At 59.9% G+C, this 18,156-nt stretch carries 22 protein-coding genes; 9 read left to right on the top strand and 13 right to left on the bottom strand.

The window, feature by feature from the left end; translation table 11 throughout:
• Positions 1-206 precede the first annotated feature (206 nt).
• The gene (locus tag BLP10_RS11570; protein ID WP_091134545.1) at positions 207-623 is read left to right on the top strand and encodes a DUF1236 domain-containing protein; all 417 of its coding nucleotides are present in this window, start codon (positions 207-209) and stop codon (positions 621-623) included.
• A gap of 54 nt (positions 624-677) precedes the next feature.
• On the opposite strand, the gene BLP10_RS11565 is transcribed toward BLP10_RS11570, so the two are convergent.
• Positions 678-1,751, bottom strand: a complete 1,074-nt coding sequence (locus BLP10_RS11565) for a COX15/CtaA family protein (protein ID WP_091134543.1) — start codon at positions 1,749-1,751, stop codon at positions 678-680.
• Positions 1,752-1,881: 130 nt separating this feature from the next.
• Between BLP10_RS11565 and BLP10_RS11560 the strand changes: the two genes are divergently transcribed.
• Positions 1,882-2,094 carry a DUF2842 domain-containing protein gene (locus BLP10_RS11560; protein ID WP_091134541.1) on the top strand — a complete coding sequence of 71 codons (213 nt, stop codon included), beginning with the start codon at positions 1,882-1,884 and terminating at the stop codon, positions 2,092-2,094.
• On the opposite strand, the gene BLP10_RS11555 is transcribed toward BLP10_RS11560, so the two are convergent.
• The 5 genes from BLP10_RS11555 to BLP10_RS11535 form a co-directional block, all read right to left on the bottom strand.
• The gene (locus BLP10_RS11555) at positions 2,091-2,285 is read right to left on the bottom strand and encodes a hypothetical protein (RefSeq protein WP_091134539.1); all 195 of its coding nucleotides are present in this window, start codon (positions 2,283-2,285) and stop codon (positions 2,091-2,093) included. The two genes, BLP10_RS11560 and BLP10_RS11555, sit on opposite strands and share 4 nt — an antisense overlap.
• 118 nt (positions 2,286-2,403) lie before the next feature.
• Complete coding sequence (locus BLP10_RS11550) at positions 2,404-2,784, bottom strand: hypothetical protein (protein WP_091134538.1); 381 nt, start codon at positions 2,782-2,784, stop codon at positions 2,404-2,406.
• 172 nt (positions 2,785-2,956) lie between these two features.
• Positions 2,957-4,000, bottom strand: a complete 1,044-nt coding sequence (locus BLP10_RS11545) for a response regulator (protein WP_175493890.1) — start codon at positions 3,998-4,000, stop codon at positions 2,957-2,959.
• Between the two features lie 12 nt (positions 4,001-4,012).
• Positions 4,013-6,145: a sensor histidine kinase gene (locus BLP10_RS11540; protein WP_175493889.1), complete on the bottom strand. Its 2,133-nt coding sequence runs from the start codon at positions 6,143-6,145 to the stop codon at positions 4,013-4,015.
• Between the two features lie 14 nt (positions 6,146-6,159).
• Complete coding sequence (locus tag BLP10_RS11535) at positions 6,160-6,666, bottom strand: putative pterin-binding protein (protein ID WP_091134532.1); 507 nt, start codon at positions 6,664-6,666, stop codon at positions 6,160-6,162.
• A gap of 329 nt (positions 6,667-6,995) precedes the next feature.
• Here BLP10_RS11535 and BLP10_RS11530 point away from each other — a divergent pair, with 329 nt between their 5' ends.
• Together BLP10_RS11530 and BLP10_RS11525 are read left to right on the top strand one after the other, a co-directional pair.
• Entirely contained in the window at positions 6,996-7,415 is a 420-nt protein-coding gene (locus tag BLP10_RS11530) for a BA14K family protein (RefSeq protein WP_091134530.1), read from the top strand.
• Positions 7,416-7,566: 151 nt separating this feature from the next.
• Positions 7,567-7,842, top strand: a complete 276-nt coding sequence (locus BLP10_RS11525) for a hypothetical protein (protein WP_139165477.1) — start codon at positions 7,567-7,569, stop codon at positions 7,840-7,842.
• 19 nt (positions 7,843-7,861) lie between these two features.
• Here the strand turns inward: BLP10_RS11525 and BLP10_RS11520 are convergent, their stop codons facing one another.
• Together BLP10_RS11520 and BLP10_RS11515 are read right to left on the bottom strand one after the other, a co-directional pair.
• Complete coding sequence (locus BLP10_RS11520) at positions 7,862-8,842, bottom strand: L,D-transpeptidase family protein (protein ID WP_091134526.1); 981 nt, start codon at positions 8,840-8,842, stop codon at positions 7,862-7,864.
• Positions 8,843-8,921: 79 nt separating this feature from the next.
• On the bottom strand, positions 8,922-9,503 hold the full coding sequence (locus BLP10_RS11515; protein ID WP_244510495.1) for an extensin-like domain-containing protein: 582 nt from the start codon (positions 9,501-9,503) through the stop codon (positions 8,922-8,924).
• 342 nt (positions 9,504-9,845) lie between these two features.
• On the opposite strand from BLP10_RS11515, the gene BLP10_RS11510 reads away from it, so the two are divergent.
• A complete protein-coding gene (locus BLP10_RS11510; RefSeq protein ID WP_091134523.1) occupies positions 9,846-10,232 on the top strand; it encodes a hypothetical protein in 387 nt (128 codons plus the stop codon).
• 73 nt (positions 10,233-10,305) lie between these two features.
• On the opposite strand, the gene BLP10_RS11505 is transcribed toward BLP10_RS11510, so the two are convergent.
• The 5 genes from BLP10_RS11505 to BLP10_RS11485 form a co-directional block, all read right to left on the bottom strand.
• Positions 10,306-10,620, bottom strand: coding sequence for a hypothetical protein (locus BLP10_RS11505; RefSeq protein ID WP_091134521.1), 315 nt, complete (start codon positions 10,618-10,620; stop codon positions 10,306-10,308).
• Positions 10,621-10,734: 114 nt separating this feature from the next.
• Positions 10,735-11,112 (bottom strand): RidA family protein, encoded by a 378-nt coding sequence (locus BLP10_RS11500; RefSeq protein ID WP_091134519.1) that lies wholly within the window; start codon positions 11,110-11,112, stop codon positions 10,735-10,737.
• Positions 11,113-11,132: 20 nt separating this feature from the next.
• Entirely contained in the window at positions 11,133-11,960 is an 828-nt protein-coding gene (locus BLP10_RS11495) for a carbohydrate ABC transporter permease (protein ID WP_091134517.1), read from the bottom strand.
• A complete protein-coding gene (locus tag BLP10_RS11490; protein ID WP_091134515.1) occupies positions 11,957-12,835 on the bottom strand; it encodes a carbohydrate ABC transporter permease in 879 nt (292 codons plus the stop codon). The genes BLP10_RS11495 and BLP10_RS11490 overlap by 4 nt, the downstream gene beginning before the upstream one ends.
• A gap of 69 nt (positions 12,836-12,904) precedes the next feature.
• The gene (locus BLP10_RS11485) at positions 12,905-14,110 is read right to left on the bottom strand and encodes an ABC transporter substrate-binding protein (protein WP_091134513.1); all 1,206 of its coding nucleotides are present in this window, start codon (positions 14,108-14,110) and stop codon (positions 12,905-12,907) included.
• Positions 14,111-14,344: 234 nt separating this feature from the next.
• Here BLP10_RS11485 and BLP10_RS11480 point away from each other — a divergent pair, with 234 nt between their 5' ends.
• From BLP10_RS11480 to BLP10_RS11465, 4 genes are read left to right on the top strand one after another with little or no spacing between them, the layout of a single operon-like run.
• On the top strand, positions 14,345-15,100 hold the full coding sequence (locus BLP10_RS11480) for an SDR family oxidoreductase (protein WP_091134511.1): 756 nt from the start codon (positions 14,345-14,347) through the stop codon (positions 15,098-15,100).
• Between the two features lie 12 nt (positions 15,101-15,112).
• Positions 15,113-16,186 carry an ABC transporter ATP-binding protein gene (locus BLP10_RS11475; protein WP_091134509.1) on the top strand — a complete coding sequence of 358 codons (1,074 nt, stop codon included), beginning with the start codon at positions 15,113-15,115 and terminating at the stop codon, positions 16,184-16,186.
• Positions 16,187-16,188: 2 nt separating this feature from the next.
• Positions 16,189-17,070: a MurR/RpiR family transcriptional regulator gene (locus BLP10_RS11470; protein ID WP_244510493.1), complete on the top strand. Its 882-nt coding sequence runs from the start codon at positions 16,189-16,191 to the stop codon at positions 17,068-17,070.
• 18 nt (positions 17,071-17,088) lie between these two features.
• Entirely contained in the window at positions 17,089-18,150 is a 1,062-nt protein-coding gene (locus BLP10_RS11465; RefSeq protein WP_091134506.1) for a D-TA family PLP-dependent enzyme, read from the top strand.
• The last annotated feature ends 6 nt before the right edge of the window (positions 18,151-18,156 follow it).

Genomic DNA, 18,156 nt, shown 5'->3' with positions numbered 1-18,156 from the left:
ACGACAGCTCGAAAGCAATTCAAGCGGCCAGGAAAATAAGAACCCGCAACATAATAGATGAAAGTAGGTTTTAGATCCCGCGATCAAGCAAATTGGCAGGACTATTTCCTTTGGATTACGCGCTTTTGCAACCCCATATCAATACCGGAACCACCCTCGAAGCTAGTCGTTAAGCTCCCGACTTCACCAGTTATGGAGAGCTGACAATGTCCAAGAAGATTCTGTTTGCAGGTGCCGTTCTCATGGCCCTTACCCCCGCCGCTGCCTTTGCTCAGGACCCGGCTGCAGGCGGCGCTGCTGCCGGTGCTGCGACGGGTGCCGTTGGCGGCGCCATCGTTGGCGGCCCGATCGGCGCAGCCGTGGGTGGCGTGACGGGCGCGATTGTCGGCGGCCTTGCCGGCGAGTCTCAGCCCCGCTTCCGTCAGTACGTTGTGACCCAGGGCGTGCCGTCCTACCGCTACACGGAAGAAGTTCGCGTGGGTGCCACACTCCCCGCTTCCGGCGTGCAGTATTATGAAGTTCCGGCCGAGTACGGCGTGACCAACTACCGCTACACCGTGGTCAACGACACCCCGGTTCTGGTCGAGCCCGGCACCCGCCGCATCGTTCAGGTCATCCGCTAATCTTTAAGCCGGATGGACAGAGTTAGGGCGGCCTCAGGGCCGTCCTTCTTCTATTCAGGCTGCGCTTACGCGGGCATGGGCAGTCGCCATGGCGAGCACGGCCATAGCAAGTACCTGATGCGCCAACCCTGCCCAGAGCGGCACGACGAGCAGAAGCGTTACGATGCCGAGAACCATCTGCGCAAAGACAAGGCCCGCTATACCCGTGGCACGCCGGGCCGCCGCCGATCCCAGAGCCTTGCGGCGCAAGCTCCAAGCATGCCAGAGGGCAAAAGCAATGAGCACATAGGCCAGCATGCGGTGGTTGAACTGGACCAGAACAACATTGTCGACGAAGTTCTCGATCCAAGGCTTTACAACGAACAGAGCTTCCGACGGTGGGACCAAGGCGCCATCCATGAGCGGCCAAGTATTGTAGGTATAGCCGGCTTTCGAGCCTGCAACGAGGCCGCCTAGGGCGATCTGCGCTAGGACAAGGCCAACCAAAACACGCGGCGCAACGCCTGCACTCTGCTCAGCTGGAGAAGCGCTGCGGTCTTTCAGGCCCGCTGCGACCCACACCAGACAGGCCAGAATCACGCTCGCGACCGTCAGATGCAGGGTGAGCTTGATCGGGGCGACAGCCGTCATGCCAGGCTCAAGGCCTGAGGCCACCATGATCCAGCCGATCGCGCCCTGCAGCCCTCCAAGGGCGCCGATACCGAGAAGAGTAAGAGCAAGCCTGCCCTTGATGATGCCTCGCGCCCAGAACCAGACCAATGGCAGGAAAAACACCAAACCGATGAGGCGGCCAAGCTGGCGGTGGCCCCATTCCCAGCCATAGATGAACTTGAATTCGGACAGGGTCATGCCCTTGTTCACGAGCTCGTATTGCGAAATCTGCCGGTACTTTTCGAACTCGGCCTGCCAAGCCTGCTCCGTAAGTGGAGGGATGGCCCCGGTAACCGGCTTCCATTCTGTAATCGAGAGGCCCGATCCCGTCAGGCGAGTGGCTCCGCCGACCGCGATCATCAGCACCACGAGCGCCGCAAGGATATAGAGCCAGGTTCTCACGAGAGTCGTGGAGCGCGATTGGGCTTTGGGCAGACGCGCCAGCGGCACGCCCTGACTTGAGGCTGCGACAGCCATGCTCTTCTCACCGATGATTTAAGACTTGAACCCAGGATACGGCCTGTCACATAGAGGCTGAGCCTCTCAGAGGCAATCAATGCCAGTGACGCACCGCCATGCATGCGGTGGGGATGAGAAGGGTTTGATCATGGGCATGCGAGTGCGCAAGCTGATCGGAACGGTGGTGATGCTGGTATTCATCACGACCTATGCGCTGTTTGCCATGGCCGTGGCGGAGGGGCGGATCACCGAGGCCCCCAAGCTCGTCCAAACCCTGGCCTATATCGTGCTCGGCCTGATCTGGATCGTGCCTCTCATGCCGCTCATCCGGTGGATGGCGAAGCCCGACAAGCAGCCTTAAGCCCCGCCGATTCCCTCGATGATCTTGCCTGTCCCGCCGCAATTCGGGCAGGACGTCACGCCGATCTGCCCGCTGCCCTTGCATTCGGGGCAGATATTCTCGCCAGCGCCCGGCGCTCCGGGTTCGGCCTGATCACCAGGATTGAGTTTCGGCTGATCGGCAGCAGGTTGGTTGCGCGGTGTGTCGCTCATGGCAGGCCTCGCGTTATGGCTCACCCGTCAACGCGGCACCGGAATCGAGGTTTCTCAACTCGACCAAAAGAAAAGGCCCGCTCGAAAACGGGCCTTCTCCGATACAATAAGAATTCAATCAGTGGCACACTTGGCGGGAGCGGTATTCCCAGCCCCAGCCCGGCACCCATTCGCGATAGCGCTCAGTGGAGCAACGCTCCACATAAACGCGGCGCGGACGCTCGCGGTACACGACCGGAGCCGGCTCCTCCACATAGACGCGAGCTGGCGGCGGCGGCGGAGGCGCAACATAGACAGGCGCCGGAGCTGCGTAAGCCGGCTGCTGGGCCACTGTCGCGCCGACGATGGTGCCGACCGCAAGACCGCCGAGAACACCGACAGCAGCCGCTGCGCCGGGAGACATTCCGCGGTCGCGAGCGGCGGCAGGCTCGGCGACGGCGAGACCGGAGACCAGCGCCAGAGCGGCAGCCGTGCCGGAGAAGAATTTGAACAGCTTCATGGATCGTCACCTACAAGCAGGAGGGAGATTCCGCTCTCCCTTTCTTGTCACCGACGATAGCTCCACAAACCTCACTGGAAGCTGAACAGATTATGGCAAAGCAGCGGCGGAACCTTGTTTCAAGTCAGATGGTGAGCGAAGTCTTAACGAAAGCACCCGCCCACCATTCTGATCAATCGTTCGTGGTACGCAGAGGCACCGAAAGGAGTACACGCACCAGATCCGCCTGTCGGTTGGTTTCCGTTTTCCTGAAGAGATTCTTCAGGTGGAAAACCACAGTGGTCTGGGCGACTTCAAGCTCCTCGGCGATCTGATCGAGACGCTTGCCATCGATGAGCATAAGCGCCACGCGGGTTTCGGATGGCGTCAGATTATAGAGCCGTACAAGGGTATCGCCGGAAACCTTTGTGCGCTGCTCGGTGTCGATCACCAGCAGCACCACCGCATCGGGACGCTCGTCCACCGAGAAGCGCTGCCCCGGCACGAGCACCAGATAGGGACGTCCGCCCGAATTGCGCGGGAACGATACAATCTCGTCGAGAGCCTCTTCCTCGAAGGCCCTTTCTATCGACTGATGCAGCTTCGTGTTCTGTTTCGAGATCGCACCCTTCAGAACGCCTCCCGATACGCTGAGGCCGTCGTTCTCGCCGACGATACGCTCAGCTTCCTTGTTCATCAGCCGGACGCCCCCCTTCTCATCGACGATCACGACGCCGACGAGGAAACGGTCGAAGGCGAAGGTTGCCTTGTAAAGCGCCTCGACGGTGCGTCCGCGCGACGACTTGAGGATTTCCTGCCAAGCCTCTTCAGCGCGGCTCACGGCGCTGGACTGCACGCGCGCGACCTGATTAAGGCGAGCCTCGATGGTGGCGAGCAGAATCTCGTAATCGATCGGTTTGACGAGGTAATCGTCCGCGCCGGCCTGTTTGCCGACGAGCACGTCGTTCCGCTCGGCTAGGGCAGTCAGAAAGATGAAGGGAACATCCGCCTTGTCCCCCTGATCGCGGATCGCCTTGAGCACGTCGTAACCGCCGAGGCCGGGCATGGTGATGTCGCAGAGAACGAGATCGGGACGCTCGCTTTCGAGCAGGCTGAGGGCTTCGCCACCGTTCGAGGCCTGAAGCACGCGGTAATTGGCGGCTTCCAGTTCCTCGGCGAGGTCTGTCCTCAAGTCATCTTCGTCTTCAACGCAGAGAATCGTTTTCTGAGCATTCATGGGTCTGGTCATTTATGCAGCCTGCTGCGCCTGATCGGCATTCGATAGCGGCAAGTCGAACGTAAACAACGATCCTCCGGCCTCGTAGCTTTCCACTTGGATGTCCCCCCCGTGCAAGTGCATGATTCTTTGTGCAAAATTTAACCCAATGCCAGTCCCAGCGATACCAGAGGCTGTGCGGGCACGATAGAACCGATCGAAGATCTTAGGCAACTCGTCCGCCGGAATGCCGATTCCCCAGTCGCGGACCGAGCAGAAGGCTCGCGCTCCTTCTGTCCAGACCTTGATCTCTACGACCGGGTTTTCACCGGAATACTTGACCGCGTTCGTCAGGAGATTGAGGACGACCTGCTCGATAAGCATGCTGTCGCAATAGACCTTCACGGGCAGTTCAGGCACATCGAACCGGATGTCCGCGTGAGAATTCAGCTCGCTCTGGCGTTCGCAAATATCCATGATGAGATAGACGAGCTCGCAGGGCTCCGGATTCAGCTCGATCCGGCCCGCATCGAGCTTCGCCGCGTTCAGCACGCTTTCCACCAGGCGGGTCAGGCGAGTGCCTGCGTTCCGGATCTTCTGGATCCGGTTCGAGAGTTCGTCGGGTGTCAGGTTGGGGCCGCGCCTGAGAATGCGCTGAGCGCTTGAGTCGAGGATCGCCAGCGGCGTGCGGAACTGATGGGAGACCATCGAGACGAAGTTGCGGTAGGCATCCGTCGTTTCGCGCTCACGGTCCAGGGCTGATTGCAGGGCGTTGGCCACCTGCTTGTAGCCCGAGATGTCAGTAAGACGCACGAAAATCGTCGCTCCATCCGCCTTCGTGATGGATAAGCGCGCCCACACATCCTTCTTGATAAGGAGGTCGATCTCGATCTCGTCGAAAGGCGGTTGAGCCACCAGGAGACGTTGGTCAGCGCCTTCGCACATGGCAAAGCAGCGCAGGAAAACAGGAAGGCTCATCTCCTCCCGACACCAGAAGGCGACGGGAGCGGCGGCCCAGATCTGCTCGTTCGCGAAGAGGAGTTTGCCTGTCCAATCGAAGGCTGCAAACCCTTCCGATGCGGATTCGATCGCCGCGATCAGACGGCGCTCGGCCTGCCGCAGAGCGGCGGTGCGTTGCAGGATCTTAATCTCAAGGTCGAAATTCTGGCGCTCGGCCTGCTTGCGGGCGAGCCACTGCTCGGTGACGTCGCGCATGAAGGCGATGCCGAGCTTTCGGTGAGCCATGGAAACTGGAAAGCAATTGATCTCCAAGCAGCGCTGCTGCCCATCCGCGTCGGTTGCCTCGTCTTCGAATACGGAGCTCGTTCCCTCGATCGCGAGCCTGAAGGACCGCACGACATCCTCTTTCGCGAAAAGAGGGTCGAGCTCCTGCATCAGCCGCCCGACGGCCATATCCGGCTTGACGTTCAAAACGCCTTCCATGCCCGGATTCCAGAGCAGGCATTCCTGGTTCTCGTCAAACATGACGATACCCTGGTTGCTCACGTTATTGATGACGAGGTTGGAGAGTTCCTGCTCCTGCTGCAGGAGTTCTTTGGCCCTGTTTGCTTCCTGAATGCCACGGAACAGGCGAAGGAGCAGGAAAGCCGCGCTTATGACTATGCCGGTCAGGAAAGCAAAGCTCTCCAGCACGACCTGCATATACATCTCTCTCTTGGCTGAGGCCTCCGTACGGTTCAGCAGCATGACCTCATTGGCCGCAGCCTGAAGTGTATAGCCCAATTCACGAACCTGGCCCCTCAGCCGACGGGCCTCTTCGGCGCTCATGTTGCTGTCGACCATCTTCTCAGCGAGCGTAAGCTGGAGATATGCCGTCTTGAGATCACCAAGCAGGTCCACCTTGTTGATCACTTCGGCCTGAGGCCCCTCCAGCAACACGCTGATGCGGCTTATGAGGATCGCCAACCGGAACTCGGGAGTCTGCTCCAGCTGGGTGCCGGTTTCGCCTCCTGCATAGCGGGCCAGGCTTTCGGCCATGAGCACCGCCTCGAACTGGGATTGGGAAATCATCCAGAGGTTGGTATGCGTGTCTTCGCTTCGGAGATCGCGCTCAATATTGAACAATCGCGCGACGGCGAAGCTCAAGCAGATGGCGAGAACCGCCATCGCCAGAAGCGTCACCAATCCCGCTTTGTGGTTCTTCACATTGAGCTTCATGGTCACTCGACATGCAGCTTGTTCAACTGCCAGATCCAGCGCGAGTCATAGATCTGCGCCTGCAACTCCGGATAAGCGTCCCGCGGATATACGATCCACAAAGGTCCCTTATCGCGCAACTTCAGCACCTGGCCGTCGACGCGCATGGCGATAATGGGCTCGTATTTCATATCGTCCAAGGGGATCTGGATCTTGTAGTTGTTCAGGGCGGAAGCCTGCATGGATGAGCCTTTGGCCCCCGCCCGCTCCAAAACCGCGCGCAGCGAAACGCCTTCGAAAAGCTGCTTCTTGTCTGTCAGCGCTGACCCGGTGGTGAACGAGGCCTTTCCCAAAGCCTCAAGCATCTGGCGATCGAAGTGCGCTTCGCCATCGACATTGGTTTGCTCGATCTTGCCGGAAACCTTCAGAAGGACGGGCCCTTGGGGGCGAGGCAAAGTCTCGGCAGCCTGGGCCGCACTGGACCCGGCCAGCAAAGTCGCCAGCATTCCCAGCAGCATGACGTAACGCATTTAAACCCGCCCCCGAGAGTACGTTAGAACATATGCTTATTGGATGATTTCCGGACAAAAATCCAGAGCTTTTCAGGGAAAACCGGCAACCGCGATTCAGAAGCCAGGGCTCTCAAGAGAGTATCTGGCTCTACGTTCTTTCTACGCCTCTGGGGTAGACAGTTACTTTGTTGCAAATATTCTGAAAGCATTTCGCTCATCTCGATGGTCGATTGACCTCACATCACGGCACTCGCTCTGGAAATATTTGCAAGCTTGACGGAAGAGAGTGTAACTTTGCCCTCTGAACCAAAGCATGACGCTGCATGATTGCAATTCGGGAGTCCTCAATGCGCAAACTCACAGTAACCCTGGCAGGTGCAGGCGTGGTCGCGGCCACGCTCCTCGGCGCCGGCCTTCCGGCCCAGGCAGAGCCGGCCCGCAAGCCAGCTCTCTCCAAGCTTGAGCGGGCCTATCCGAACGAGAGCTATGCTCAGTACTACCGGCGCGGCTATCGCCCCTATTATCGTCACCGCCACTACCGTGGTTATGACGGCGGGTCCGCATTGGCAGCCGGCGCCGTCGGCTTGGCGGCCGGAGCGCTGATCGGCAGCGCGATTGCCAGCCAGGCTCAGGCGGCTCCTCCCCCGCCCCCCGGTACGGTGGACCCTCAGCTTGCCGCCTATTGCGCCCGCAAGTACCGCTCCTACGATCCGGTAACGGGCACTTTCCTCTCGACCAACGGCATGCGCTACGTCTGCACATACTAAGCAGAAACGCCACGAAAGCACCGACCCACCGCTCGACGCGGTGGGTTTTTTGTCTCTGGCGTTGCACCTTGCATTCCGCCCAAAGGCTTTACGTTCAGAGCCTGCGCGTTAGAACAGGCTGCAAGTTTTAACTCCAACAAAGGATATGCCCATGGCTCTTCCTCCCGACAGCGGCGGCACAGTCATTCCTCCCATGGAGGCAGCCATCGTGACCGCTAGCAACATGACGGAGCTAGAGCTCGTGCTGCCTGACATGGGCGATGAAGACCTGCCCGAGATCGCGATCTTTCTTGTAGCCTGCGCCATGCGCTTCCACAGCGACCCGAGCTTCGTGCAGGAGCAGCTTGAATGGCTCGTCAGGATGCACGACACCGAAGTTGACGAGGGCATGAAGCCCGATCAGCTGAACTCCGCCAACGACGATTGAGAGCCGGTCCTTCCGGCTCTTACTCGAGAAAGACGACCGGGGTGCCCTTCTTGACCATCCCCGCCAACTCTTCCACGTCCCAGTTCGTCAACCGCACGCAGCCGTTGGAATAGGCCTTGCCGACCTTCTCTGGCTCAGGCGTTCCGTGGATTCCGAAAGTCTCGACGGAAAGATCGATCCAGACGGAGCCGACAGGATTATTAGGCCCCGGCTTGATCTCGAACTTTTCCTTCGCCTTCACTCCCTTGAAAGCGTAGTCCGGATTGTAGGTGTAATTGGGATTGCGCGCGACTGCCCGCACCTCGTGCTTGCCTGTCGGCGCAGGTTTTTCCTCGCTACCGATGGAGGCGGGATAGACCGCAATCACTGCGCCGTCCTTACCGAGCACCCGGACGACGTGTTCGCTCTTGACCACTTCAATCTTCTCGATGTCGGCTGAATTCTTCTCCGCAGGCTGGGCTGCGACATTTGCTACGACAATGGTCGTGCCGGCCTTATCGAAGGACGTCTCGGGATTGAGTTCCTTCAAAAGGTCCACATCCATGTGGAATTTTTCGGCGAGGAGCTCCTCCGGACTTGAGTAGGACAGGCGTTCGAGATCCGCCTGCTCCTCCATCTTGTCGGGGATGGGGGTGAATGGCCCTTTCACATCATCTTCGGTGATCGTGTACTCGACGAGCGCGGGATCGCTGGAGGTCTCGCTCAACTTGGCCCAGAGCTCGTCGTCGAGCACGCCATCGGCTTTCAGGCCCTTTGCCTTCTCAAAAGCCTTCACTGCGTTCTTCATGTTCTCGCCATTGCGCCCGTCGACGACGCCGGGAGAAAACCGTGCGCGGTCGAGCAGAACCTGCGCCTTGATCATGACCGGGCTGACTTCCTTCTCAGGCTTGGCGGAGAGATCCGAGGCGTTCACCGCCTCCATGCTTAGTTGCTCAGGGGCAGCGGCCAGAACTCCCGTGGCGATCATCGTGCCTATAGCAGCAAACATCAGCGTTTTCATACTTCAACTCCACCATACCAGCCTCCCGATGAGGCTGGAGACATGACAAAGGCGAAAGCCTTCGCGGTGTTCCCTTCACTCATTGGCAGATGCGGTAATCGCCCTTGCGCGCGCGCATATCGAGATGAAGGTGATCGCCATGATCGGCATCCGCACCCGGTCCGAGCACGGTCGAGAAGATCGCGCAGGCCTCTTTCTGAATAGCGGATTGGAAGGCAGCCTCCGGGGAACCCTCAGCCTGGAATTTGATCGTCAGGGGCCCGCTCTTGTCGAACTCAAAGCCCATCACGTCGACCCCGTTGCCGAACGCGTGCTCGCTGAGCTTCGCTCCAGAGCGCTGGTCTCTGCATTGATATGACGTGCCGATCAGGATCTTTTTCGGCGCAGCCTTCAAATGCTCACCGGCCCTAGGCACGACGACCTCACCGACCCATCGAGCCAACCCTTCCGCGTATCGGCATTCCATGAGGGAGACAGGAGAAATCTCCACGCCGTTCGGCAGCCCGGAGACCGACACGGGGTTGGCGATCTTGCAGGCGTTCTCCTGCACCGGCGGACGCTTTTCGAAACGCAGACCGAGTTTTTCGAGATTGTCGATGCAGGCCTTGTCCGCCTCGCTGACCTCGGAAACCTTTTGCTGGTCTTCCCCAGCGGGTGGCACCTGTGGCTCCTGTGTCGCTGGTTCGGGCCGATCGGGCCTTGGCGGCGGCAGAGGGGCCGACGACGGCAGAGCAAAGCCATAGCCTGGGAGGCTGAGTGCCGCTCCAATGAGCATAGGGAGAATGCATCGCATCGAACGACGCCGGACGCGTCGCCTGCGCCAGTTTGGAGGTATGACCGCGAGCCTTGCCATGCCTAATCAACCGAGCTTGGCATTCGCGCGTTCCATTCATCCTTTTGGATGGCTTGCAGCCTCGTCAGCCCGCACCACTTTTTTACCATAATCCCCGCGAGCTGCGTTGCCGCGGCTGCATGGTCTATTCTTGAGGCGAAAGGACGTGTGATGAGTCTGATTTCGTTACCGTCAATCGAGTATGGCGAGGCACCGGCGTCAGGCCCGACACTGCACGGGTTCCAGGAAAGCCACTGCACGAAGCGGGCAGCTGAACTGCAGGCGAAAGTAGAACGGCTGCGGGCCCTGCTTCAGGAAGCCGAAGAGAGGTTGCGTTATGAACAGAGCCGGTGGCCCGAAATCGGCGAATTCGTCCGCTGCCCACTCACCGGGTTCTTCGGGCAGGTGACGAATATCAGGCCCCGCCCTCATGGCCGTCCCTGGGTCGAAGTGCTGCTTTATTTGGGCAAGGATATGCCGGGGCACACCACCATCGACCTCTATGAGAACTGGGAACTGATGGACGCGCCTGAGCAGGATACGCAGTTCGACGACTGAAGCCTTCAAACCATGCGAATGCCCGAGACCGCGCATCCGCGGTCTCGGCACAAACCAGTGACTGGATGCAAACTCAGTGCGTCGCCACGGAACGCACATCCTCGGAAATGGAGGGGCTGGGAAGAGACGACTCGACCAATGACGGCGCGGGCCTGACGATCTGGGTCGGCTCGAAAGCCTGAGCCATGAAACGCGGACGGTTGCGCAGATCCATCAATGCGCGCAACTCGGTTGCCGGCAGATCCATCGGCTTGGCATCGCGCCAGCGCCTGCGGAGTTTCGGCTGCCGCGCGAAGAGCCCCCATGCGCTCTTCACCTCTTCCTCGACCTGCAAAATGATACGACCGGAAAACGATTTCCGGAGATTGAAACGCCCCGTCAAAGCCATTGTCTTATTCCTGATTTTGGGAATTATTCGTCCCGCTTTCGAACTAGCGGAACGAAGTCGCCAAAGGCTTAAGACATAAGGTAAACGACAGGAAATAACGATCCAAAATCGAGATCAGGACGCCGGGTTCATGGGCTTGTAGGCAATCGCCTCGATCTCGACCTTGATGTCCACCATCAGCCGTCCTTCAGCTGTTGTGCGTGCTGGTGGGTTCGTGGGGAAATAGGTTGCATAAACCTTGTTGAACCCGCTGAAGTCCCTCGCATCCTCAAGCCAGACCGTCGTCTTGACCACATCGGACATCTCAGCGCCGGCCAGAGCCAAGGCGGCCTTCACATTCTCGAGAACCTGACGGGTCTGAGCTTCGATGGTGCCGCCGACATACTCTCCGTTCGATCCGACCGGCACCTGCCCTGAAATAAAGATGAAGTCCCCAGCCCTCACCGCAGGCGACAGGGGAACATGGGACGACCCGAAAGTCTGTTTCATCATTGTTTCCTTCTTCTGAAATCCTACTTCACAGCGCCGAGTGCCAGGCCGCGCACGAGGTAGCGCTGGAGCCAGGCGAAAGCGATGGCGACGGGGACGGTCGCGGCGAATGTCGCCGCCATCACATGATGCCATTCGACGGTATAGCGGCCGGATACGAGCGAGAAAATCTGGATGGGCAGCGTGTAGCTGTCCTGCGAGCGCAGCAAGGTCAGCGCGATCACGAACTCGTTCCAGGCATTGATGAAGGTGAATATCGCCGTCACGACGATGGCCGGTACGGCCAGCGGCAGAAACACCTTCACGAGGGTTCTCGCCCGCCCCGCTCCTTCCATCCAGGCCGCCTCTTCCAGATCGAGGGGGATGGTGGCGAAGTAGCTCTGCAGCATCCAGACCGAGAAGGCGATGTTGAAGGCTGCATAAACCACCGTCACCGCATTGATGTTGTCGATCACCCCCAGCGCCACCATGAGGCGGAACAGGCCCACCACCAGAACGATGGGCGAGAGCATCTGCGTGACCAGAAGGAACTGACGGTAGAATTCACGTCCCTTGAAGTCGAACCGGGTCAAGGCATAGGCAGCCGGGATGGACACGATCAGGGAGCCCAGCGTCGCCAGCACGGATACGTAAAGCGAATTCCTGAGAGCATTCCCGAAATTCGTCGCCGTCCACATGGTCTGGAAGTTTTCCCACGCAACACGGGAGGGCCACCAGGTCGGCGTGAGCACCTCGGTATTGGGCTTGAGCGCGGTGATCAGCATAACCGCGAAGGGAAAGAGGGCTGTCACGACAATCGGCGACAGGACGAGCCAGCAGACGAGAGAGCGTCGGAGCTTGGAGGAGTTCATATCTTCGCTCCCTTCGCCGTGGTGAGGCGCACATAGATCAGCGTGAACACCAGCAGGATGCCGAACATTACCAGAGAGACAGCGGAGGCCTCGCCCAACTTTCCGAGGCGGAAGCCGACCTTGTAGAGATAGGTCACGAGAATGTCGGTGGAGTTCGCTGGCCCACCCTGAGTCATCGCCCAGATGATCGGGAACGAGTTGAACACGTAGATCGTGTTCAAAACGAGCGCGATGTTCAGGAATGGCGCGATGAGAGGCAGGGTGATGTGCCGGAACTGCTCCCACCGCCCTGCCCCCTCCAGGGCTGCCGCCTCGTAGAGATCGTCGGGAATGGATGAAAGCCCGCCGAGAATGATGGTGACCGTGAACGGGATGGTGACGAGAATGCCGATCAGGATTTGCATTGGGAAGGCAGTGCTCGCCTCGGCAAGCCATTGGATATTCTGATCGATGACGCCGAGTTCCAGCAGCGCCGAGTTCAGCATTCCGCTCTCGCCGGACAAAGCCCAGCGCCAGACGATGGCAGTCATGGTGAGCGAAACCGCCCAGGGCAGCATGACGATCACCCGCGCCAGGTCGCGGCCATAAAAGTCCTCGTTCAGCACAAGGGCGACAGGCACGGAGCAGATAATGGCTCCGCCGACCACACCGATTGTCCAGATGCCGGTGCGCCAGAGTGAGGCGATGAAGTTCGGATCGTCGAGCAGCGCCGCAAAATTCGCCATGCCGACGAAGTCGCGGATCTGCCCGAAGCGGTTCACGCTGTGGCTTGCGAGCTGCGCCAGTTCGTTGACGGGCCAGATGACGATGAGAGCTGCCAGCACGAAGCTGGGAAGAACGAGAACGTAGGGCGCGATCACCCGCGTCGAGGCCATAAGCGCTCCGCTGACTGAGCAAACAGAATGAGAGTCCGCGCCGGACAGGCGCGGCCTCTGTATCGTGACTTACTTCTTCAGGATCGCATTGGCCTTCTCTGCGGCCTCCTTGAGCGTCGGCTCAATCTGGCCCTGGCCGAGATAGATCCGCTGAAGCGCCGAGGATGTAGTGTCGGCGATCTCCTCCCAGCCTGCAATCACCGGCGCGAAGCGGGCGGTCGGCAGGAGGCTCGTGAACACCTTGAGATTGGCATTCTCTGTGAAGTACTTATCCTCGGCCTCGGCCTTGGTCACCGGCAGGAAGCCCTCGTCCACCGTGAACTTGATGCGCTGCTTCGGCTGGAACAGGAAGTCGAGGAATTTGAACGCCTCGGCCTTGTTCTTGGAGTTCTGGAACATGATGACGGAATCCGTCACGCCGTAAGTGCCCTGATCGCCACCCGGCCCTTTCGGAATCGGGGCCACGCCGTACTGAAGGTTCGGCGCCTCGTCACGGATCTGGTTGGCGAGGAACGGCGCAGTGATCATCATGCCGATCTTGCCCTGCTTGAACAGGTTCTGCACGTCTTCGCGAGCATAGGACGTCACGCCCGGCTGCGTTGCGCCCTGATCGATAAGCCGCTTGTAGAGGGATGCGGCATCGATGGCTGCCTTCGAGTCGAGACCGGACTTGCCGTCCTTCACGATGTCTCCGCCGAAGGACCACATGCCGTAATAGAAATAGACGTCGGTTTCGACTTCCTTGCCTTGCAGACCGAAGCCGTACACACCGTTGCCCTGCGCGGAAATCTTCTTGGCGTAATCCTCGAGCTCGGCCCAGGTCTTGGGCGGCTCGGAAAGGCCCGCCTTCGCGAGCAAGTCCTTGTTGTAGTACATCGCGCGCGCGGATGCGGCGATGGGTAAGCCATAGGTCTTTCCATTCATCACCGAAGGGGTGAGGAAGGTCTCGATGAAGCGCCCCTTGATCTCCGGGGTCAGGTAGCTGTCGAGCGGCTCGGCGATGCCCTGCTCAACGAAGTCCACCAGCCAACGGGTGCCGATGATCGACAGGTCCGCATTGGCGTTCGCCGAAATGTCGGTGGTGAGCTTCTGAAGGAGGTTGTCCCACGGAACCACTTCGAACTGAATGTCGATGCCCGGATTAGCCGCTTCGAAATCCTTTGCCACTTGCTCGAAGTAAGGACCGGTCTTGGCCGAGTATTCCGCGACGGTGACACGGACGGTGCCCGCATTGGCGCTTGCGGACAGGGCGACGGCCCCGACACCGGCAAGCATGAGTCGTTTAAGGCTGAAGAAGGTGTTCTTATGGAGTGTTTTCACTTGCATATTCCCTCTGGCTTAGGGCCGCACACCTTAGAAAAGCAGCCCGGCGAATAGCATTGTTGTGAAAGAAAATTACTTACGCAAGGGAATTTTTGCGTATATTCCTGGCATTTATGTTGCTAAATTTCACGAAACGCTCCAGCCTTGGCAAAATCGAAAGTTGGAGCAGTTCGGAGCAGGCCGTTGATGAACAGCTTGGAAGGCCAGCTGGCCGTAATCACCGGCGCAGGCGGTGGCATTGGCGTCACCATGGTTCAGCGTTTTCAGGATGCGGGCGCAAGGGTCGTTGCCTGCGACGTCTCGGAAGAAGCGCTTGAACATCTCGACGTCGCCCATAAGGAAATCTTCGATCTCGGCGATCCTGACGCGTGCAGGCAGGCCTGCGCGCGCATTCAATCGGCAGTCGGGCTGCCCGACATCCTTGTCAGCAATGCGGGCTACACGCGCGCGGAAACGTTCGAACAAGTGGATGACCGCGCGTGGACCTTCGAGCTCGACATCAACCTCAACGGGGTGCGCAACTTCACGGCTCCGTTCCTCGAGCCCATGAAGGCCAGAGGCTCCGGCGTCTTTGTGTTCGTCTCCTCCGTGAACGCCCTCGCCCATTTCGGCAACCCAGCCTATGCGGTCGCCAAAGCCGGCCTCGTAGCCTATGCCCGCGCCATCGCGACCGAGTGGGGCGTCCATGGCATCCGCTCGAATACAATCTGCCCCGGCTCCGTACGCACGCATGCGTGGGATCACCGGATCGAAAAGGACCCGCAGATCCTCGACAAGGTCTCTCGTCTCTACCCTATCGGCCATATGGTCTCTCCGGTCGATGTAGCGAATGCCGCCGTCTTCCTCGCCTCCCCTCTGTCTGCTGGAATCACGGGCGTCACGCTTCCCGTCGATGGCGGCCTGATGGCCGGCAACCTGCCCTTCATCGAAGCAATCAGGTGAACGGAGTTTTCGATGGCTGACCTCCGGCTCGACAATGTCAAGAAGCGCTATGGCGCACTCGAGATACTCCACGGCATTGATCTCGCGGTCGAGGATGGCGAGTTCGTCGTGCTCGTCGGCCCCTCGGGCTGCGGAAAGTCCACCCTGCTCCGTATGATCGCCGGACTGGAAACCGTTTCAGACGGTGAAATCCGTATCGGCGGCCAACGTGCCAACGAGGTGCCGCCTCAGAAGCGCAACATCTCGATGGTGTTTCAATCCTATGCGCTTTTTCCTCACATGAGCGTGAGAGACAACATCACCTTCGGGCCTCGCATCCGCCGGGAAAAGGCACAGGGAACGGAAGAGAAGCTGACGCGCGCCGCTTCGATCCTGAATCTCGGCGCCTATCTCGACCGGCGCCCTGGACAACTCTCCGGTGGCCAGCGCCAGCGCGTGGCCATGGGACGCTCCATCGTCCGCAACCCCGACCTGTTCCTGTTCGACGAGCCTCTCTCGAACCTCGATGCGAAGCTCAGGGTGCAGATGCGAACGGAGATCAAGGCGCTGCACCACAAGTTCGAAAGCACGATCGTCTATGTAACACACGATCAGATCGAGGCCATGACCATGGCCGACCGCATCGTCGTCATGAATGGCGGGCGCATCGAGCAGGTCGGCACGCCTCTCGAACTCTACGATCGCCCGGCCAACCTCTTCGTCGCCGGCTTCCTCGGCTCGCCGTCTATGAGCTTTATCGATGGAGCGATGCTCAGGTCCGCGCAAGCCTCCTTCGTCCGTCTCTCCGACGGCACCATGATTGAGGTCGCGGAGACCTCCGCGCCCAACGGAGCCACCGTAACCCTCGGCATTCGACCGGAGCATTACCGGCTTGATCCCGAAGGGCCGATCCGGCTTGTGGTGGATGTCATCGAGCCGACCGGTTCCGAGAGTCACATCTACGGGCGCGTCGACGACTCCGAAGTGCGTGCTGTTTTCCGCGAGCGGATTTCGGCCGCGCCGGGCGAGGCGCTTCAGCTCTCCGTCGACCCGGACAAGGTCCACCTCTTCGACGCCTCCACCGGCATGCGCCTTTCGGGAGAATGAGTGTGAAGGCGACCCAGGACATCATCACGCGGGTTCGCAGATGGGCCGAGGACGGCTCCAAGGCGGAGCGCAGGCTTGCGTCTCTCGTCTTGAGCGATCTTGCGTATGTGTCCAAAGCTCCGATTGCAGACATTGCCACCCGTGCGGGCGTCAGCGAGCCCACGGTGACGCGCTTCGCACGGGCGCTCGGCTGCGAAGGCATTCGCGACTTCAAGTATCATCTCGCGCAGGCCCTGGCGGTCGGCGGAAGTTATCTCAACCCGTCGCCCCTGCAGCGCGAGGAGCGGGAGGAGCGCATCCTGGCCGCCATATGCGGCAATGCCGTGACAGCCATCGAGCGCCTGCGTTCCAGCATCGACATGGATACCATCGCCCTGATCGCCGACCAGATCGCAACGGCGCGTTCAGTGCTGTCCTACGGATCCGGCGGCAATTCCTCCATCATGGCGATGGAGCTTCATAATCGGCTCTTCCGCCTCGGCCTGTCTGTGATCTCTCACAGCGACGGGCAGATGCAGAGAATGACGGCCTCCGTCGCCACACCCGAGACCATGGTGATTGCCTTCTCGATTTCCGGCTACTCGCCCTCGGTGGTCGATTCCGTTCGAATTTCCCGGCACTATGGAGCCAAGACCGTTGCGATCACCGCACCGGGATCGGCTCTGGCTCGCGAGGCCGAAATCCTCCTGCCCTTCTCTGTGCCGGAGGACAGCAACCTCTACAAACCCAACTCCGCCCGCTATGCGATGATGGCCATCGTGGACCTGATAGCCATGACCACGGCGGAGGCCATCGGGCCTGCCGTGCTCGAAGGCCTTCGCCGCATCAAGCACAGCTTGGCGGCAGTGAATGTCAACGATCCCAGATTGCCCCTCGGCGACTAGAAGAAGTCAGTTTTCGCGATGACCAAAATTCATGAACTCGATACCCCCATTGTGCTGGTCGATCTGGACCGCGTAGAAGCCAATCTCAAGCGTGCGCAAGATTACGCGAATGCGCACGGGGTGAAGCTGCGTCCCCACATCAAGACGCATAAGCTGCCTCAATTCGCCAAGCGGCAGATGGAGCTCGGCGCCATCGGCATCACCTGCCAGAAGATCGGCGAAGCTGAGGTCATGGCGGATGCCGGCATCACCGACATCTTTCTTCCCTACAACATTCTGGGAGCTCCCAAGCTGAAGCGTCTACTGGCGCTCGCTAGGCGCGCATCCATCAAGGTCATCGCCGACAGCGTCACCACGATCGACGGCTACTCGAAGACCTTTGCCGCCTCCGGCGTCATCCTTCCTGTGCTCGTGGAATGCGATACGGGCGGCGGACGTGTCGGTGTCCAGACGCCCGAGCAAGCGCTTGCGCTCGCCAAGCACATCGCTGGATCCGAAGGCCTGCGCTTTGCCGGCTTGATGACCTATCCGGCCAAAGGCATGGCCGCGCAGGCGAATGCCTGGCTGGAGCGCGCGACCGCCCTGCTGAAAGACGCAGGCCTCCCGCCTGAGACCGTCTCGACGGGAGGAACGCCGGACCTGTGGCGCAGCGGCGAGAACCGCGCAGCCACGGAGTACCGCCCCGGCACGTACATCTACCTCGACCGTTTCCAGGTGCAGGAAGGGGTTGGCAGCTTCGAGGATTGCGCCCTTACGGTTCTCGCGACCGTCGTCTCACGCCCCACGGACAACAGGGCGGTACTCGACACTGGCTCGAAGTCGCTCACCAGCGACACCCTCGGTCTTCAGGGTTTTGGCCGTATCGTGGAATATCCTGACGCGGTCATCGCTTCGCTGAGCGAGGAACATGGCGTTGTCGATCTCACGAATTCAAAGGCGAAGCCGGAGGTCAGCGAGATGGTCCGCATCATTCCCAACCATGTCTGCCCGGTCACGAACCTGTTCGACGAGGTGACATTCGTGAGGGGCGACGAGGTCGTCGGCACCGCTGCGGTCGCCGCTCGCGGCAAGGTTGCCTGAAGCGGT

Origin of the sequence: Microvirga guangxiensis, from assembly GCF_900102135.1 — a bacterium.
In the GTDB taxonomy this organism is placed as follows: Bacteria; Pseudomonadota; Alphaproteobacteria; order Rhizobiales; family Beijerinckiaceae; genus Microvirga; species Microvirga guangxiensis.
This window is presented reverse-complemented; position numbering and strand designations above follow the sequence as displayed.

Coding starts and splice junctions, on each gene's coding strand:
- BLP10_RS11570 (WP_091134545.1), top strand. CDS start 207: ATGTCCAAGAAGATTCTGTTTGCAGGTGCCGTTCTCATGGCCCTTACC.
- BLP10_RS11565 (WP_091134543.1), bottom strand. CDS start 1,751: ATGGCTGTCGCAGCCTCAAGTCAGGGCGTGCCGCTGGCGCGTCTGCCC.
- BLP10_RS11560 (WP_091134541.1), top strand. CDS start 1,882: ATGGGCATGCGAGTGCGCAAGCTGATCGGAACGGTGGTGATGCTGGTA.
- BLP10_RS11555 (WP_091134539.1), bottom strand. CDS start 2,285: ATGAGCGACACACCGCGCAACCAACCTGCTGCCGATCAGCCGAAACTC.
- BLP10_RS11550 (WP_091134538.1), bottom strand. CDS start 2,784: ATGAAGCTGTTCAAATTCTTCTCCGGCACGGCTGCCGCTCTGGCGCTG.
- BLP10_RS11545 (WP_175493890.1), bottom strand. CDS start 4,000: ATGAATGCTCAGAAAACGATTCTCTGCGTTGAAGACGAAGATGACTTG.
- BLP10_RS11535 (WP_091134532.1), bottom strand. CDS start 6,666: ATGCGTTACGTCATGCTGCTGGGAATGCTGGCGACTTTGCTGGCCGGG.
- BLP10_RS11530 (WP_091134530.1), top strand. CDS start 6,996: ATGCGCAAACTCACAGTAACCCTGGCAGGTGCAGGCGTGGTCGCGGCC.
- BLP10_RS11525 (WP_139165477.1), top strand. CDS start 7,567: ATGGCTCTTCCTCCCGACAGCGGCGGCACAGTCATTCCTCCCATGGAG.
- BLP10_RS11520 (WP_091134526.1), bottom strand. CDS start 8,842: ATGAAAACGCTGATGTTTGCTGCTATAGGCACGATGATCGCCACGGGA.
- BLP10_RS11510 (WP_091134523.1), top strand. CDS start 9,846: ATGAGTCTGATTTCGTTACCGTCAATCGAGTATGGCGAGGCACCGGCG.
- BLP10_RS11505 (WP_091134521.1), bottom strand. CDS start 10,620: ATGGCTTTGACGGGGCGTTTCAATCTCCGGAAATCGTTTTCCGGTCGT.
- BLP10_RS11500 (WP_091134519.1), bottom strand. CDS start 11,112: ATGATGAAACAGACTTTCGGGTCGTCCCATGTTCCCCTGTCGCCTGCG.
- BLP10_RS11495 (WP_091134517.1), bottom strand. CDS start 11,960: ATGAACTCCTCCAAGCTCCGACGCTCTCTCGTCTGCTGGCTCGTCCTG.
- BLP10_RS11490 (WP_091134515.1), bottom strand. CDS start 12,835: ATGGCCTCGACGCGGGTGATCGCGCCCTACGTTCTCGTTCTTCCCAGC.
- BLP10_RS11485 (WP_091134513.1), bottom strand. CDS start 14,110: ATGCTTGCCGGTGTCGGGGCCGTCGCCCTGTCCGCAAGCGCCAATGCG.
- BLP10_RS11480 (WP_091134511.1), top strand. CDS start 14,345: ATGAACAGCTTGGAAGGCCAGCTGGCCGTAATCACCGGCGCAGGCGGT.
- BLP10_RS11475 (WP_091134509.1), top strand. CDS start 15,113: ATGGCTGACCTCCGGCTCGACAATGTCAAGAAGCGCTATGGCGCACTC.
- BLP10_RS11465 (WP_091134506.1), top strand. CDS start 17,089: ATGACCAAAATTCATGAACTCGATACCCCCATTGTGCTGGTCGATCTG.